The following is a 17,021-nucleotide window of genomic DNA, read 5'->3' on the forward strand; positions in this document are numbered from 1 at the left end:
AGGTAAATACAGGATACAGATAAAAAAGAAAGGATATCTTATCCCTGAAATTTTCATATTTAAATTAATGAATCCCAAACATTACGAAAAGCATCCTGTTTACCTTACAAGTGGGACAGGATGCTTGTTTTTTCGTCTTATGCTCTTTACAAAATGAAGCTAACAAAATCTAAAATTGTTTTATAAAATACCAACCTTTTCGATAATCAAGCATCTTAAACTTCTTCACGTGTGTCTTTATCTTCATAGCCACCAAGGATGCCCTCCTAGCCGAAATTTGAAGTAACCATTTTGCGATTAAGTTTTCTACTCAGTTTTTAGGTATTATTCATCTTCATAAAATAGTTGTTCAATGAGCAAGCAAGATCAATCCTAAATAGACGACTCAGTATTGATTTTCTTACATCTTCAAAATAAATAAGTATTACGGCTGCAAATTAGTGAAATCCTTCAATAAGATATCCTTACGCTCTAATACCCCTTTAATAGCAAATTGCAATTCATTAGATACATGTCGGTTTTCGTGACCTGGACTTAATTGAACTATCTTAAGTCGATGATCAGAATACTCTTTTGTCTCCTCATTACCTTCTTTAGAAGGATGAATTGCCCATACCTCGTGTATTGGTCTCAATGCTTGAAATTTGCCAGTCCCTCTAAGATCAAACAGATAAGGGCTAGATATCCCTGAAGCATACGATGTCAATTGCCTCATAACATCCGTACGATTACTTTGTCTAACTTTTTCTGCCCGCCATATATTTTTTCTAGGACGGTATTTGAAGTCAAATATTAAACTCCCTAGATATTCCCAATCTTTGTATACATCCAATCGACCATCTGGGCGGTTGTGTGAATCCATTGCCCAAAGTGGCTGATCGTGTATAGTTTTCTTACTCTCATACGGGAGAGTCCCATCGTAAACAAGATTCAATTGTATATCGTCTTTTTTGTAAGAAACAATTGTATCCGGAGATAATCGAGGTATGACATGCACATTGTGATTGTAATCTCGATCATACAACCATCCTTTGAACGGCTTATAGTCTAAATCTTTTGATAAAACATTCATTAACTGAATAAACCCCCAAAGTTCATACAAACGATCTGTTCTCTTCCATTGATAAGTATATGAGGGATCTAATTCTACCCGGTAATCATCGCTGTTAATGTCCCTATACAATTGATAAAGAGCTCGGTAACGAACATCAGAATGCATGACATGGGGAACAAAATTGTTGGTTGTTTGAGGAATGATTTGATACCAACTAGTTTGTCGGATTAGTTCAAAAGCGCTTCTCATTTTTTTCGCTAGCTCGCCATATTGATTTAAGTTATTAATTATTAGCTCTTTTTCAGCAATCATTAATTTCGTGGAATCTTTATATTGATATTGAGACAAGTGCTGAATTTCATCATTTACTATATCTATAGCTTCTTCTATGCCATCTTTAAATAGAATGAGCTTGTTTACTATGGTCTCTACTATCCGTTTTACCCATCTATTTTCAGGTAGATCGTAATAAGTTTGACGTATTGGTGTTTTTAAGGTGTTTTTCTTCTCAGGATGGCGTAACCTATATCTAATCGTTTCCTCATCCGTGTGTTTCGCCTTCACTATAGGTACAATTACGTATTCTTTTTTAATCCGAAAATTGACCTTATTCTCCAGGTCGCTCAAAGCTGCCATTACTGAAGGAAAATGCTTCCTCAGAACAAAAAATTGATGTAATAGCTGAGGGGGCACATCTCCAAATATTGATCTATCCGCCCCCATTTGTTTACGAACTAAATCTTGTGCTAAACCTTTTATAATGGACTCCACTTCGTTAACCATTATTCTCCACTGATCTTTAGTCATCTCTTTAGTCTTTACTGATACTAGGGAATAGTATTTAGTGTCGCCCACCATAACCATCACTTGGTAATGTCCTGGGATCAATGGAAAATAATCATAAGTAAACAAAAGCTGCTCGTTTGTTGATGGGAGTATATAAGGCTCCCCATTTTCATCAATTTCTACCACCTTTCCAGGTATCATTTCAAGTCCGTCCATATAAAGTCGCGCATCTTCATCACAGTTAGTAAAAAGAACAGATAAGTTCTTGTTCTCAGTGATCTCCAGAATAGATTCATTTCCTTCTAAATAGAGAGCATCTTCTTCAGTATAAAATATGGTAGCATTTAAAACTGTTGGTGGAGTATACATCCCGTCTGGTTGAATAAATTTTAAGGTGAATGGAACTTGATTAGACCGTGTATCCATTACTACTCAGCTCTTTCGCTTTTTGGATTAGAGTGTTTCTTGTAACCTCAAATTCGGAAACATCTTTGTATTTTAAAATTTGTTCCTGGAGTTTCCCTATTAATTGACCTTCATGCAAGGATAATAGATCTTTTAATTGGTCTTCTGGTCCTCTAAGTTTCGTTAAGATTCGTTGTTTTATCTGAATGTCAAATGCCTGCTTCCGTGTCAGGTATTGATTAGCTGGTAGATTTTTTAAGTAAGTATCTATTTGACGTACTATTCGTGGACCTATCCCCAAATTTTTATTTGTCCGGTTCAAATCTATGTGGATATCCCAAAGAAAAGATACTTCAATATCAGTCAACTCTACCTTTTCTTTTTCCTTGTTATCTTTGGAACGGTTTCTAAAACCGTTAAAGTCTTGGAAGGACCAATTCGTAAATTTACGGTCAATTTTATCCTTCTGTTCTTCAATTATGTCCCGCATTTGTTTAAATGGAATAATTCCTAATTCAATTACGTTTGCCCGATCAAGTACCTTATCAGAGAAATGGTATGTACTTTCATCGAGATTGACAGTCCCTATAAATAGCACATTTTCTCCAATCTTAACCTCTGATGGATATTGGATGTGATTATATAACCTGTCGGATAATTCAGGATTATACAAACGAAGTTTGCGATCATTTGCATCCATTTCGAGCACGGATAAAAATTGAGAAAAATAATGCTCTACACGCGCTAAATTCATCTCATCAAAGCAGATAATATAAAGATTTTTGTGATCATTTTCTGCTTGGATTAATGTATTTATGAGCCTTGAATCACCAGGTCGGTATACCATATTCATTGAATCAACATATCCTATTAAATCAGCATCATCGCTCCACGATGGTCGCACGGGAATAATTAGAGGATCCAATCGAAGAGCTCTTGAATATGCCTGAACAAGCTTTGATTTACCTGTTCCACTCATACCTGCTAAGATTGTTAGCTTTGCCGATTTCACTGACGTGTGAAAATTATATAAATCCTTTAAATCGAATGCTAAACCCATTTCTTTTGCAACTGCAATAAACTCTTCCATGAATACTTGTTCGGATTTAGACTGTTGCCTTTCATTGTCTACTTCATCTACTGATATAGCAGGAGAAGATGCTATTTGTAAGTTGGTTGCGGTTGGTATTACTTGCGAATCATTAATACCACTTTCTGTCATCTCCCCATGCAAAACGCCATTTTTAATTAAATAAGAATTATCATTTTCCTGGTGAAGTAATTGTACGATGGTTTCAAACTTCTCCTGTGTAATAAACAGAAGATTTTCAACATCCTCGTATGCATCATTTAACCATTCATCTTTAAAAACTATTTGTTTCAAATTATTGTCAACCATGAAGTTAAATCCACCATAGTGATATGAGTGACGATTAAAAGGGCCAAAGATGGTATAATTACAGTTTTGATCTTTCCATAAGATAAACGGGGGTGTATCCTCGGACTCAGTGGAAATATTGTCTATTTTCCCTAAGTACTTATTATTTACTAGTTTATAAACAAAGTCATCAAAGCTAGTTGCACTTGTTTCTTGAAATACGGGAACAGCAATGTACGATGTTTCATTATTAAAAGAATCATTTTTGTGAATTAAACGAACATTTTTTGCGTTATAGTGTTCAGATTGGTCATACTTAATTTTTTTTAGTGGTTTAAAGATGAGCAAACTATCCTTAAAAAACTCAATAGCGTTACTTATTCTCTTTTCCTCTGTATTTAAAACAGAGTCATCGAATCCATACTTTTCAAAATCCGAAGCATACGCTGAGAATGCGTGAGCTCCATTCAAACTGTAGGGAAATCTAGAAATAACCTTAATTGTTACTTGAACAGAATTTTGCCGATTAATATAAATGTTATCTTCTTCTACTATACCAATCAGGTCTACATCCCACATTTTATTTGACATTAATCTTACCTCCTAGACATATTCTTGATGTAATTTTGTAATGAATGAAAGTCAGCAAATCTATGTATCTGTTTATTGGTTGGTATACATTTATTAACTTTTTCTTGATGTTTACGATTGATACGGTAAGCTAGTATCCACACTTGCTGAGACTGCTCTAAGATTGGCTTATGTGTATCTATTTCCAAGTGTTCTGGTTCTATAATTTGAATATCATAAGTGACATTTTTACTGATAAAACTATTCATTGGATTTCCAATCAAAACAACTTTCGGGAGTTCCTCCGCTTTATTAATTTCATCATTTTGGTTCACGTTTATTTCTAAGCTCTCTCTTTCCTTAATTGTGTTACTCAAATTCTCTAACTCAATCATTAAGTCATTATTCTTACTTTGTAATTTATCGCATTTGCCTAGTAATTCGTTATTTTGTGTTTCAAGTTGCTTGATTTCTAATTTGTATTGTTTAATTAGTGCTTCTTGTTTTGAACTTTGAGCTTTCAATTTGTTTTTCTCACCATCGTATTCCTGACGAAGTTGGTTCAGCTTTGATTGGAATTCAATAACTTTTTGTTCAAGTTTCATACGTTTTTTAATTTCCTCGTTTAATTTCTTATCCGAGTTATCAGCATTTTCCTTACTACGCTCTGATTCCATAGATGTCTTTTTAGATTTATGTTGTATTTTGTTAAGTATATATAATAATTTTTTGTGGGCATCGTCACTTTGATCTGAAAGAAGTGCAAAAATCACTTCCTTGAAAGACTCTCCTGCTTGAATTTTTGATAATAGCTCTTCCCTATCTAATTTGAGATATTCCATCAAAGTTATATCATTTTCAACTTTCCTTTTTAATTCTGTTAGGATTTTCTCTTTTTGCTTTGGTTTCACTAATTCTTGTATTAACTTAAGCCATACAATTTTATTAGTAGGGTCTATTGTACGAAATCCAGGGATTGAGATTTTTACCCCATTAAGTTCCTTAAACTGAATTAGGAATTCTATAGGTATTAGTTCAATTGCTGATTTCCAATAATTATCACTCATCTATATTATCCTCTCTACTTATTTTCTAATCAATTCTCCACCTTTGTTTATAAATTCAGGATTTAATGAACTTACTTATTAAGTACATAAATGTTCACCTCAAAATCAAATTATTAATGTGTAGTTCATAAGCACTATTCGACAATCATATGGGAATTCCTATAATTTATTGTACAATTTCGTTTTACTATCATTTTTTGGATAAGGTTCTTTTGTGAATGTCAATCAAATAGTTGACCACCATAGCAAAAGTAGCTCGTTCGCAGCCCTCTGTTTTTCACTTTTTAGTAAGGGTACTGACTGTTATGAGACCCCTCAATATTTGATATCATTTAGATACCCTCTCAATAGCATTGTAGTTTCTACGTGTACCTCCTTTATCTAGATTTCTCGCACTAAGCTTTTCGACATACCATACATTGTTCTCGTCTTCTTTGATGATTCAGTACCCAATTATTCTATACTTTCACATTCGTCGTTTAAGCGATCATTGTCCTAGTACACCAAGGTGTTCTGTAATTTGTGGGTATGTTCATTTGCCTTAAATTTGCAAGTGAATTGTTTCTTTCATTATTATCTCTAAAATATGAATTGAACTTTTTAATTTGAAATTCCCCATAAAAATACACCCCTTAAATTTTCATCGGTTAAACCTAAAAGGGTTTTCCAATATTCTAAGGGGTGCACTTTCATATGGAGTTGATAGTAAAATGTAAGTATATTTTAAATATTTTTAACATATTATTCTACATACTAATATAATCCAACTCATAAGACCATAGCCTCAACTGATAAAAGGCTAATATCCTTTTTGGACTTTCATTAAAACTTATACTCAACTTCCCTCAATAATTAACTAAATTTTTGTTATGCTCCTTTTTAACGAAATAGCATTATTATTTTCACTTGAATAAGTTGATAATCTTACATTCAGGCATGTCCGTGTCCAAAAAATTTAAAGCATATCCTTACCCTTACGGAAAAGATATGCTTTAAATAACATTTCGTTCTCTTCAATCGAAGAATTCTAAGCGGAGAGAGTGGGATTCGAACCCACGCACGCCTCACGACGCCTAACGCATTTCGAGTGCGTCCCCTTATGACCACTTGGGTATCTCTCCATATTTGGTTTGTCAGAAACATTACTTACTATAGCAAAATACAGTCAAAAATGCAAGACTCATTCCTCTGTATGCCCCTTGATTTGCGCGGCTCATTAGGCCAAACTAATAACAGCACACAAGATTGGTATCCGATCAGAAGAAAAGCGAGGAACATATATGAAACGTGAACGTTTGGACAAGGTGCTGGCCAATATGGCAATCGGCACGCGCAAGGAAGTGAAAGCACTAGTGAAGCAGCGACTGATCGTCGTAGACGGCGTTGTCGCAACAGACCCGGGGATGCATGTCATTGCCGAGGAACAGGAAATCCTTGTGGATGGAGAACCACTTAACTTTAAGCGCTGGGTATACGTTTTGCTGAACAAGCCGCCTGGAGTGGTTTCTGCTACAGAGGACAATGTCCATGAAACTGTCGTGGACCTGCTCCCGTACGAGTGGGCAATCAAGGTACATCCGGTAGGCCGACTGGATATTGATACAGAGGGTCTCTTGCTCTTGACCAATGACGGTCAGCTCTCCCATAGCCTCTTGTCCCCGAAAAAGAAAGTGGACAAGGAGTACTTTGCTCGCATCGATGGCCGGGTCACTGAGCACCATGTACAGGAGTTCGCCAAAGGCGTGGAATTAGAGGACTTCACTACACTGCCAGCCAAGCTGGAGATTATCTCTTCGGGAGAAACATCAGAGATTCGCGTCACCATCATGGAAGGAAAGTTCCATCAGGTAAAACGGATGTTTGCTGCTTTCGACCTGCAAGTCACCTATCTGCAACGGATTCGTATGGGCCCGCTTCACCTTGACCCGTCACTGGCCCCTGGTGAGTATCGCGAACTGACCGAAGAAGAGCTGCACATGCTGAAAAACGTAAACAAATAGAAACCGCCTGCATGCAGACGGTTTGTCCAGACAGCCCGGTCATTCCTGTACCGGCTGTCTTTTTTTTCGCAACCCTCGAAAGAAGTCCTTGAGCATCTGCCCGCATTCCTCTGCAAGAACACCCTCTATGACTGGCACCTGATGATTGAAGCGCGGTTCCGCGAGCAGGTTCATCAATGTCCCGGCACAGCCCGCCTTCGGATCGCGAGCGCCATACACGACCTGTTCGATGCGGCTTTGAACGATTGCACCCGCACACATTGGACACGGCTCCAATGTCACGTACAGCGTACATCCGATCAAGCGCCATCCACCCAAGCGTTCACTTGCCTCCCGTATCGCGATCAATTCCGCGTGCAAGGTAGGGTCTTTTTGTGTTTCCCGCAAGTTGTAGCCGCGACCTACGATTTCCCCGTCGCGCACGATGACCGCACCGATTGGAACCTCGCCAATCGCAGCGGCTTTCCGGGCCTCTTCCATGGCTTGTTTCATATAATAATCATGTTCATTTGCTTGTATCACGTTCCCTAAAGCTCCTTCAAAAACAGTCTTTCGTCCCGAACAAACGGACCATTTTACCCAAAAAAGTTGATTCAAGAAGTTTTTGTCCCTACCCGTTCACATACTATCTGAGAGATTACATACATTAATGATGTAAGGAAGAAGTATGCAAATCTTTGTTAGCCTCTTTCTGGAGGGATGTGAGTGGGCTTAACCTCTGCAAATACGTTATTTGATCGCTTTCACAGTCCGACTAGAGGTCTACTGGCAAAAGAAGAAGTGTTTTCCCACATCGAACATACCATCTCATCAATAGGTGGTCCATTTGAAATTATTGTGGGGGCCGACTCTCAATTAAAAAGCCGCGGGACTTTTTTTGCCCTCGTTATCACAGTGATTCGTCCCGGCCATGGGGGCACCTTCTTTTATCACAAATTTCAAGAACGCCGGTATTCATCCTTGCAACAGCGTATATTTCAGGAAGCGATGTACGCAGTCGGACTTGCCACAGAAGTACGCCAATATTTGCGGGACCACCATTTAGATACTCCCATCCGCCTGCATTTTGATATCGGTACGAATGGCCCTACCCGTAAGTTTATCCAGTCTTTGTTGAGCTTAGCAGAAACCAATCACTTTCGTGCCGAAATCAAACCGAACTCCTTCTGTGCATCTACGATTGCCGACAAGTACACCAAGTAAACAAAACAGGCGGATTGCTAATGAGGCGTCCGCTTGGCTTTGTTTTGCCCTTATCCTGTTGGTTCAAACAATTCGGGACAGGCACTTGCATCTCCTGCCCACCGCGTTTTTTCACGTAAACAGGGTGATTGACAATGTACGAGACGTGAGCTATTATAAGCTTTAATTGAAGCGTTTTCACAAGGCGTGTTACTGGTAATGCAGGCATGAGCCGAGAAGATCTTTTTCTTGTTAAAAAGGTTTTTTCGGCTCTTTTTTCTGATTAACGTCAGGGTTCATCGGCGTTTTTCATTAAATTGGATGTGACCGCTTGCGGTAAGCAAATACGGTCATGGACCGTTTTTGTCTATCTAAAGGTGGTGGAATGGATTGTCCCGTGAAAAGGAAAAAACGTACGCAATTACGCGTGTGTTGAACCATAACGTCGTACTTGTAGAAGAACCCGGATCCGGACAAGAAATTGTCCTGTTCGGAAAAGGAATCGGATTTGGCGCAAAACCCGGGAATACCATCCCCTCCCAAGACTCGCGAGTGGAAAAGCGCTTCACGCTCGAAAATGAAAATCATCAGAAACAGTATCAGAACATCCTGAGCCAAGTAGATCCTGCTGTCGTAGGAATTGCGGAAGAAATTATCGCTCTCATTGCAAGTGAGATTACGCCGGAATTGAACGAACACGTCCACGTTGCCTTACCTGACCATATCCAGTTTGCGATCTACCGGCTCAATAACGGAATGGAGATCGTGAATCCTTTCTTGTTCGAAATCCAGACGCTGTACACGAAAGAGTACGCACTGGCGAACCGGGCAGCGGATATGATCAAAAACGCATTCGACCTGGACATTCCCGATAGTGAAATCGGATTTCTGGCCTTGCACATACACTCCGCAATCAGTTACGTGCCAGTAAAAAAGGCTGTCCAATTCACCAACATCATCACGGAGTTGGTAAGCCTGATTGAAGAGCGAACAGCCATTACAATTGAACGCAGTACCATTGATTACGTTCGCCTCATTACCCATTTGCGCTTTGCCGTTGAGCGCATCCGTCAACAAAAATTCATCAAGAATCCGCTTCTGGACCGAGTCAAAACCACCATGCCAGAAGCCTATCAATTGGCAACGGAGCTGGCTCAATACATTTCCACCCGTCTCGAAATCGCTGTACCCGAAGATGAGGTTGGTTACATGGCTCTGCACCTTTATCGCTTATTACAACAAAATTAAATCATAATCCTGCGTGTTACTAGCTCGACTAGGCATGAGCGGTGAGATCATACGGACATAGTAAGTATGTCGTCGTATGAATTCAACCGTCTCATGCCTTTTTTGGTTCAGACGCAAAAGGAGGATACTATGCTACGCAGTCTTTTTTCCCGGAAAAAACAACAACAAGAGGTAACCTTTCTTGCACCATTAACAGGTACCGTACTCCCCCTGTCCGAAGTTCCTGATCCTGTATTCGCAGGTAAAGTCGTCGGTGATGGTGTAGCGATTTTGCCAAGTGCAGACACGCTCGTCTCCCCTGTCGATGGAAAGGTTACGCATCTTTTCCCTACTCACCATGCTATCGGGCTGTCGACCGAAAGTGGTCTTGAGATATTGATGCATATCGGAATTGATACGGTGAAATTAAACGGGAAAGGCTTTACCCCGTTTGTCTCGGTTGGCGATCAAGTGAAGGCTGGCGACAAGCTCATCCAATTCGACAAGAGTGTACTGGAGGATGCGGGCTGTCCGATTGTGACACCAATCGTAATTACAAACGGTGATATGGTTGCTGAAAAAAATGTAGTGGCAAAAGCAACTGTGCAAGCAGGCCAAGAGCCACTTATGACTGTCGTCTTAAAATAAAGCGAAGCGCATGGTTGAAGGAGGTACAACATGGTTCAATTTGAAGTAACCGTCAATGTAGAGGGTGGGCTCCACGCGAGACCAGCAGCTCTGCTCGTGAATTGTTCGTCGCAATCTCAGTCAAAGATTACGCTGAGCAAAGGGACAAAACACGCAGATGGCAAAAGCATTCTCGGCATCATGACGTTGGGTGTCTCCCAAGGTGACACCCTAACCGTTCAGATCGACGGAGCGGATGAACAAAACGTAGCCACTGCGATTCAGCAGCTATTGGAGCAATCCTCGTAAATCATACCGTGTAAACGACGAACAGGAAGGTGAAGGATGTATGTTAAAAGGAATCCCGGTTTCCGCTGGCATTTCGATAGCCCCTGTTTTACGCCTCACACACGAAACAGCCATTACGCAGGCAGAGTCCACCACTTCAGTGGATACGACTCAGGAGCTAGGACTACTTAGCAAGAGCGTAGAGCAAGCACGCGAACAACTGGAAAAGCTAAAAGAACAGACAGAGGAACAATTAGGCTCGGAAAAAGCGGCCATCCTCTCTGCTCATATCGCCTTTTTGGATGACCCGGCATTTGTCGGGGAGATGAGTGCTCTCATCGAAAATCAACAACTGGCGGCATCTGCCGCCGTCTCGCAAGTAGCCGATCAGTTCATCGCTCTCTTTGAGAGTATGGACGATGCCTACATGAAAGAGCGCGCGGATGATATTCGTGATGTGAGCCGCCGTCTGATTCGAAATATTTCGGGCGGTGACACCGTCATCTCTTACCCGGAAGAGCCGTTTATTCTGGTTGCATGGGACGTCACCCCATCCGAGACGCTTCAGCTTCCACTCCAGCATGTACGGGGAATTGTCACGGCAAAAGGCGGCGCTACCTCTCATGCAGCCATATTGGCACGCTCTCTCGGAATTCCCGCTGTCATGGGTGCAGGCGATACCTTGATGGAAAAAGTAGACTCCGGAAGTTTGCTGATCATCGACGGAACCTCTGGACAGTTAATTGTTTCGCCTGATGCGGATACACTGGCTACCTATCAGGAAAAAGCCGCACAGGAAGAAAAAGAACGTCAATTGTACGAAGCCATTAAGGAACTGCCTGCCGAAACAACCGATGGCCACCGCGTTCACCTGATGGCAAACATGGCTGTGCCAGAAGAATCTGATGCACTGATCGCCTCTGGTGTAGAAGGAATCGGGTTGTTCCGCTCCGAGTTTTTGTTTATGGATCGCAGTACTCTTCCCGATGAGAACGAACAATTCGCTGCATATAAGCACGTAGCCGCTGCTTTTGGCGACAAACCAGTCATCATTCGTACTTTGGACGTTGGCGGCGACAAGCATTTGCCAGCACTCGCACTTCCACAGGAGGAAAACCCGTTCCTTGGCTTCCGCGCAATGCGCATCTCGTTAGCCAGACCGGAATTGTTCCTGGTGCAATTACGCGCTCTCTTGCGTGCCAGTGCATTTGGTCGCCTGCTGATCATGTTCCCGATGATTTCCCATCTGGAGCAGTTGCGTGAAGCCAAACGCTTGCTGGAACAAGCGAAAGCAGAGCTGCGGGCTGAAGGAATCGCTTTTGACGAGAAGATCGCGGTAGGCATGATGATGGAGATTCCAGGTGCTTGCCTGCAAGCAGATGCGTTTGCGAAAGAGGTAGACTTTTTCAGCATCGGCACCAATGATCTCGTTCAATATACGCTGGCAGTAGACCGGATGAATGCCAATATCGCCGAGCTGTACAGCTACTACCATCCAGCCGTATTACGATTGATTTCCCAAGTCATTGAGGCTTCCCATCGGGCGGGCATTTGGACCGGGCTGTGTGGGGAAATGGCGGGAGATCCGTTGGCAACCAAGCTCTTGCTCGGATTGGGGCTCGATGAGTTCAGCGGTGCCGCTTCGGTCATGCCAAAAGTCAAAGAACGTATCCGCTCCACCAGCGTAGAGGACGCGAAGCAACTGGCCAAACACGTCCTTACACTCTCTACTGTAGACGAGGTCGTTCAATATTTGAAAGACAAAGCCTTATAAAAGGTTTTGTCGCCTGAGTAGTGAAAGCGCTTCCAACATATCGATCAGAATGGTCTCTCTCCGGCTTATTCCTTGTGCCCTCATCATTTTGCCATTCATCCGGAGAGCGGCTTCCCTGATAAATTCATTCCATTCCAAGGAGGTTTTATCCTATGCTCGCTTTTCTGCAAAAGATTGGGAGAGCCCTCATGCTCCCGGTCGCAACGTTGCCAGCCGCAGCGATTTTGCAAAGCTTTGGTCTTCTCAAATTCGAGAAGGACCTCAATCTCGGCGCCTTTGGTGCATTCATGGACTCGTACATCGCTCCGCTTTTGGCTGCTGGCGGTGCAGCCATTTTTGACAACCTGGCATTAATCTTTGCTGTCGGTGTTGCCATTGGCTTGGCTGGAGATGCTGTTGCTGCTTTGGCCGCTGTCATTGCCTACGTCGTATTGACGAAAGTGCTTGCGGCTGTTCCTGCTGCCATGCCTTTCATCGCGGACGATTTAAAACTGAACATGGGTGTCATCGGTGGTATTATGGCAGGTGGTATTGCAGCGTTTTTCTACAACCGCTACCATTCGATCAAGCTGCCAGAATGGCTAGGCTTCTTTGGTGGAAAACGCTTCGTCCCGATCATCACTTCTCTTTCCATGGTTGTCGTCGGCTTGATTTTCGGGATCATTTGGGGGCCGATCCAGATTGCCCTCGACTCATTGGGCTCTTGGATCGTAGGTCTCGGCGCAACAGGTTCTTTCCTGTTCGGATTCTTCAACCGATTGCTCGTTCCATTTGGTCTGCACCACGTACTCAATGCGATTGCCTGGTTCCAAATCGGTGACTTTACCGATGCAACAGGAAAAGTGGTACACGGCGACTTGCACCGTTTCTTTGCGGGAGACCCATCAGCAGGTATGTTTATGACTGGTTTCTATCCAATCATGATGTTCGCACTTCCTGGAGCGGCTTTCGCTATTATTCACTCAGCGCGTCCTGAAAAACGCAAAGTAGTTGCTTCTATGTTTATTGGTGCAGCTCTCGCTTCGTTCCTGACCGGGATTACCGAGGTAGTTGAATTTGCGTTCATGTTCGCTGCTCCACTCCTGTATTTTGTTCACGCGATATTGACGGGTGTGTCCGGATATATCGTAACCTCTCTGGGTATCAAGCACGGCTTTGGATTCTCAGCGGGTCTGATCGATTACGGTATCAACTACCATCTCTCAACGAATGCCTGGATGATCATCCCGATTGGTCTCGCATTTTCCGCGGTCTACTACGTCCTGTTCCGTTTCATGATCGTGAAGCTGAACCTCAAGACGCCAGGACGTGAAGATGACGAGGATATGACAGCTACAACTACGGGAAGGAACAATTCGATGCAGGATAAAGCAATTCAAGTACTTACTCATATTGGTGGAAAAGAAAATATCGTTAGCGTAGACGCTTGCATCACTCGTTTGCGTCTCGTCTTGAAGGACGACAAGAAGGTCAACGACAAAGCCTTGAAGGACCTCGGTGCAGCAGGTGTTATGCGACTGGGTCAAGGAAGCGTGCAAGTCGTCTTCGGAACCCATTCGGAGCTGTTAAAAGAAGAAATCAGCAAGCTGTAACATACAAAGAATGCCCGGTCACGGTGAAGTCCGTACCGGGCTTTTTTCTGTTTCCTGAATGGGCAACGGACGCGACCCGGCATCATTCCCATCATGTGTCGTACTATATGGGCATCGCGCGTTGTTTTCCAACTCCTTTTCAAAGATGACCAAGCGCTCGAGAAATCCCTCGCAAGCTGGCATACTCTGTGGCGCCATCATTTCAATTTCGTAAGCGACGGTTTTTCTCCAGATTTCCAGTTGCCTTCTATTTGCCTCCCAAGCATTCAAGCCTCCCACCCCTTTTGCTAAATCAGCAAATCATCCTGATAAAAAGATCAAGCATGTTACACCGGAGTTTTTTCGCTAACACTGGCAGATGATTAGCCTTGAAGTCATATTCTCCCTTCTCGTACTTCAAGTATGTCGAAGCATTTCGAAATCCGAGTGCTTCCGCCATTTCTTGCAAGGTCAGCTTGCACTCATTACGTCGTTGCGCGATAAACGGGAGGTTGAGTCGTTCCACCAGTTATCCCCTCCTGATTTGCAAAAATGGCAAATATTTATAGTTACATCATATCCTTTCAATTTTAGCAAAGTCAATACAGATTTTGTCATATTAGCAATCTTGTTTTTTCCGTTTTGGAAAATTGTTAGAATGGAATTGCCAAAACGATAAAGGTGGTCTCACGATGTCCATAGTTGGTCAACGAATAAAATGGCTGCGCGAACAAAAACAATGGTCACAACTTCAATTAGCTGAAAAGCTGGGTATACATAATACGGTACTTTCGCGAATCGAGTCAGGCGAAAAGAAAGGCGTCGATTTTCATCTGATTTCCAAAGTCGCAGATTTATTTGAAGTATCCACCGATTTTCTCCACGGGCGCACGGATGAACCATCTTGGAAACGCGGTTCTGTCCGGGAAACACCGGCGACCTTCCTAGATGTCGATGGCCTGACAGAGGACGAGCTGGTTGAGGTCAAGCGCCATATTGAATTTTTAAAGTGGAAGGCTTTACAGGAAAAGAACGAAGACCCTTCTTGAGGATTTGAAGATTAACGAATAACAGAAAAACCCCTGTCTCCAGGGGTTTTCATCGTGGCAAGCGTCAGGCATACTCTCCTGATGCTTTTTTATATAGGCTGTGTTATTCTTCGCTGTCGTTAGCCAGTTCATCTGCATTCAACTCGATCCAGCTCTGCGACCAAGACTCAATTCCTTTGAGCACTGGAGTCAGAGCTTTCCCCATCTCCGTTAAGGAATACTCTACGCGGACAGGAGCAGAATCAGTAAACACCTGCCGATGCACGAGTCCTTCCTTCTCCAAATCCTTCAAACGCTCAGAAAGTAGCCTTCCGCTTACTGGCAGGGCCCCTTCCAATGCACAGAATCGCTGTGGTCCCGACAACAACTGGTATAGGATTAGACCTGTCCATCGCTTCCCCAACAACTGCATACCTTTTTCGAACTTTGGACAGAGGGTAGACTGTTTCATAGGTATCACCTCATTCTCCCTCCAGTATACCGCTCTTTGTTCAATCCATCAAAACCAATGATGTGAATCGACCTTGAAAATTACACTTGCCAACTGTTGGGATTTTATTGAATCACTTGACTTAGGAATTTATTATTGTATACTTACTAACAAAAAGTAACTTTGTTACGCATTTAAATTTTCGGAGGGATTCATACATGTCTAATCGTTTTGAATGGAGCGCACTTATTCTACGTGTGATTGCTGGACTTACTTTTGCCATTCACGGAGTGGCTAAATTTCAAATGGGGCTGGAGAATGTCGCTGGTTTCTTCGGAACCATGGGACTCCCTGCATTCATAGCTTATCTCGTAGCCTTCTTGGAGGTAGTAGGTGGTATTGCCTTGATTCTCGGTCTGGGTACTCGCGTGTTCGCAGGTGCGTTGTCTGTTATCATGCTTGGTGCGATCTTTAAAGCCAAGCTCGCTGCCGGCTTCCTGGGCGGTGAAGGTGGAGCTGGTTATGAATTGGATCTGGCCTTGCTTGCGATGTTGGTTGCTCTTGGTATCAGCGGCAGCTCCAAGTTCGCGCTGGACGCTATCCTGTTTGGAAAAAGATCGGTTGAGTAATTCTATTGTTACACATATAAAAGCCAAGCCTGAAGGTCACATTTGAGAGCCTTCTGACTTGGCTTTTTTTATTCTTTTTGTGGCGATTCCTCGATCATTTTTTTATTGATGATTCTTATTTTGTCTGCTGGTGATTTCTCGTCCTTTGCACTAATAAATACGGAGTTATCTCCCGCTTCAAAAAACATGACATAATCCTCATCGGCCATGCTCTTCTCTTCACTGACAGGCGCCCCCAGATTTTTACGGATTGTGTCCAAATTTGTTTCATTTAGATGAAGACCGGCCAAATCAATTCCATACACGCGATCTTGCCCATCAAAATAAATGAGCGCACTCTCTAGCTTCTCAAAGATTTCATAGCGTCCGCCATCCCAATAATCTTGTTTCGTTACCTTGCCGTATAGCGCAGAAACCTCATCCCGCTTCATCCCGATATGGATATCGAAGCCACTTATTTCGTTTTTGGCGAGCAGCTTCAAAAACTGCTCATCCAGAATAATTTGACGCACGTCAGAGGTTTTCTTCTCTTGCTTTTGGTCGCCACCGCTATTTCCCGCTTCTTGCTTCTCCTCGGTTACGGGCTGTGGTTTTGTATCTGTTGATACATTCGTGTCAGGTGAACAGCCTCCTACAATCAAGCCTGCCATAACGGTCATACACACCCATTTTCTCATCCGAATTCGCTCCTTTTCTTCCTCTTGAATGGTTTCATCGCAACTTCGCCACTGATAAGACGTATCTTTTAGTAAAAGTGAGGTGTTGGTTGAATGCCACTCTGGTTACTCGTCGTACTTATTTTCGGAGGTCTTTTGCTGATTGGAGCCATCATCGATTGGATTGCCAAGCGCCGGAAGCAGAGAGTCCTCATAGAGCGTAACAACCGTGATTCCCATTCCTTTGATGAAGGATACGATCCGAGAAACAAAGACGAATATCTCAATTGATAGACGCAACTTCCCATCATTTGGTTACGAAGCCGGA

Annotated in this window: 18 protein-coding genes and 1 tRNA gene; 10 read left to right on the top strand and 9 right to left on the bottom strand. The window is 42.6% G+C overall.

From position 1 onward, the window contains the following. Nucleotides 1–424: 424 nt before the first annotated feature. The 4 genes from HP568_RS22820 to HP568_RS22835 form a co-directional block, all read right to left on the bottom strand. The gene (locus HP568_RS22820; protein ID WP_173630312.1) at nucleotides 425–2,266 is read right to left on the bottom strand and encodes a DUF2357 domain-containing protein; all 1,842 of its coding nucleotides are present in this window, start codon (nucleotides 2,264–2,266) and stop codon (nucleotides 425–427) included. Further along, nucleotides 2,250–4,214 (bottom strand): McrB family protein, encoded by a 1,965-nt coding sequence (locus HP568_RS29560; RefSeq protein ID WP_217366728.1) that lies wholly within the window; start codon nucleotides 4,212–4,214, stop codon nucleotides 2,250–2,252. Before HP568_RS29560 ends, HP568_RS22820 begins: the two co-directional genes overlap by 17 nt. Before the next feature lie 5 nt (nucleotides 4,215–4,219). Beyond that, on the bottom strand, nucleotides 4,220–5,260 hold the full coding sequence (locus tag HP568_RS22830) for a hypothetical protein (protein WP_173630313.1): 1,041 nt from the start codon (nucleotides 5,258–5,260) through the stop codon (nucleotides 4,220–4,222). Between the two features lie 1,032 nt (nucleotides 5,261–6,292). Next, nucleotides 6,293–6,381 (bottom strand) — tRNA-Ser (locus tag HP568_RS22835). 159 nt (nucleotides 6,382–6,540) lie between these two features. On the opposite strand from HP568_RS22835, the gene HP568_RS22840 reads away from it, so the two are divergent. Next, nucleotides 6,541–7,260 (top strand): pseudouridine synthase, encoded by a 720-nt coding sequence (locus tag HP568_RS22840; RefSeq protein WP_173630314.1) that lies wholly within the window; start codon nucleotides 6,541–6,543, stop codon nucleotides 7,258–7,260. 39 nt (nucleotides 7,261–7,299) lie between these two features. Here the strand turns inward: HP568_RS22840 and tadA are convergent, their stop codons facing one another. Further along, on the bottom strand, nucleotides 7,300–7,782 hold the full coding sequence (gene tadA / locus HP568_RS22845) for a tRNA adenosine(34) deaminase TadA (protein ID WP_016740879.1): 483 nt from the start codon (nucleotides 7,780–7,782) through the stop codon (nucleotides 7,300–7,302). A gap of 183 nt (nucleotides 7,783–7,965) precedes the next feature. On the opposite strand from tadA, the gene HP568_RS22850 reads away from it, so the two are divergent. The 6 genes from HP568_RS22850 to nagE all read left to right on the top strand — a co-directional run bounded on the left by HP568_RS22850 (nucleotide 7,966) and on the right by nagE (nucleotide 13,950). Next, on the top strand, nucleotides 7,966–8,463 hold the full coding sequence (locus HP568_RS22850) for a ribonuclease H-like YkuK family protein (RefSeq protein WP_056496045.1): 498 nt from the start codon (nucleotides 7,966–7,968) through the stop codon (nucleotides 8,461–8,463). Nucleotides 8,464–8,832: 369 nt separating this feature from the next. After that, nucleotides 8,833–9,690: a glucose PTS transporter transcription antiterminator GlcT gene (glcT, locus tag HP568_RS22855; protein ID WP_048035527.1), complete on the top strand. Its 858-nt coding sequence runs from the start codon at nucleotides 8,833–8,835 to the stop codon at nucleotides 9,688–9,690. A 129-nt stretch (nucleotides 9,691–9,819) separates the two neighbouring features. Beyond that, the gene (locus HP568_RS22860) at nucleotides 9,820–10,317 is read left to right on the top strand and encodes a PTS sugar transporter subunit IIA (protein ID WP_048035526.1); all 498 of its coding nucleotides are present in this window, start codon (nucleotides 9,820–9,822) and stop codon (nucleotides 10,315–10,317) included. Nucleotides 10,318–10,347: 30 nt separating this feature from the next. Further along, nucleotides 10,348–10,605, top strand: coding sequence for an HPr family phosphocarrier protein (locus HP568_RS22865; protein ID WP_007719815.1), 258 nt, complete (start codon nucleotides 10,348–10,350; stop codon nucleotides 10,603–10,605). A gap of 40 nt (nucleotides 10,606–10,645) precedes the next feature. After that, nucleotides 10,646–12,358 carry a phosphoenolpyruvate--protein phosphotransferase gene (ptsP, locus tag HP568_RS22870; protein WP_173630315.1) on the top strand — a complete coding sequence of 571 codons (1,713 nt, stop codon included), beginning with the start codon at nucleotides 10,646–10,648 and terminating at the stop codon, nucleotides 12,356–12,358. 152 nt (nucleotides 12,359–12,510) lie between these two features. Further along, a complete protein-coding gene (gene nagE / locus HP568_RS22875) occupies nucleotides 12,511–13,950 on the top strand; it encodes an N-acetylglucosamine-specific PTS transporter subunit IIBC (protein WP_173630316.1) in 1,440 nt (479 codons plus the stop codon). 18 nt (nucleotides 13,951–13,968) lie between these two features. Here the strand turns inward: nagE and HP568_RS22880 are convergent, their stop codons facing one another. Together HP568_RS22880 and HP568_RS22885 are read right to left on the bottom strand one after the other, a co-directional pair. Then, on the bottom strand, nucleotides 13,969–14,220 hold the full coding sequence (locus tag HP568_RS22880) for a hypothetical protein (RefSeq protein ID WP_048035523.1): 252 nt from the start codon (nucleotides 14,218–14,220) through the stop codon (nucleotides 13,969–13,971). A 22-nt stretch (nucleotides 14,221–14,242) separates the two neighbouring features. After that, nucleotides 14,243–14,455: a helix-turn-helix domain-containing protein gene (locus tag HP568_RS22885; protein WP_047074382.1), complete on the bottom strand. Its 213-nt coding sequence runs from the start codon at nucleotides 14,453–14,455 to the stop codon at nucleotides 14,243–14,245. A 166-nt stretch (nucleotides 14,456–14,621) separates the two neighbouring features. On the opposite strand from HP568_RS22885, the gene HP568_RS22890 reads away from it, so the two are divergent. Next, nucleotides 14,622–14,978 (top strand): helix-turn-helix domain-containing protein, encoded by a 357-nt coding sequence (locus HP568_RS22890; protein WP_048035522.1) that lies wholly within the window; start codon nucleotides 14,622–14,624, stop codon nucleotides 14,976–14,978. Nucleotides 14,979–15,081: 103 nt separating this feature from the next. Here HP568_RS22890 and HP568_RS22895 read toward each other — a convergent pair whose 3' ends face one another. Beyond that, nucleotides 15,082–15,429: a winged helix-turn-helix transcriptional regulator gene (locus HP568_RS22895; protein ID WP_048035521.1), complete on the bottom strand. Its 348-nt coding sequence runs from the start codon at nucleotides 15,427–15,429 to the stop codon at nucleotides 15,082–15,084. 197 nt (nucleotides 15,430–15,626) lie between these two features. Here HP568_RS22895 and HP568_RS22900 point away from each other — a divergent pair, with 197 nt between their 5' ends. Then, the gene (locus HP568_RS22900) at nucleotides 15,627–16,037 is read left to right on the top strand and encodes a DoxX family protein (protein ID WP_048035520.1); all 411 of its coding nucleotides are present in this window, start codon (nucleotides 15,627–15,629) and stop codon (nucleotides 16,035–16,037) included. A gap of 68 nt (nucleotides 16,038–16,105) precedes the next feature. On the opposite strand, the gene HP568_RS22905 is transcribed toward HP568_RS22900, so the two are convergent. Further along, on the bottom strand, nucleotides 16,106–16,714 hold the full coding sequence (locus HP568_RS22905) for a hypothetical protein (protein WP_173630317.1): 609 nt from the start codon (nucleotides 16,712–16,714) through the stop codon (nucleotides 16,106–16,108). 93 nt (nucleotides 16,715–16,807) lie between these two features. Between HP568_RS22905 and HP568_RS22910 the strand changes: the two genes are divergently transcribed. After that, nucleotides 16,808–16,984, top strand: coding sequence for a hypothetical protein (locus HP568_RS22910; RefSeq protein ID WP_007719793.1), 177 nt, complete (start codon nucleotides 16,808–16,810; stop codon nucleotides 16,982–16,984). Nucleotides 16,985–17,021: the final 37 nt, after the last annotated feature.

Origin of the sequence: Brevibacillus sp. MS2.2 (assembly GCF_013284345.1) — a bacterium.
Classification (GTDB): domain Bacteria; phylum Bacillota; class Bacilli; order Brevibacillales; family Brevibacillaceae; genus Brevibacillus; species Brevibacillus brevis_C.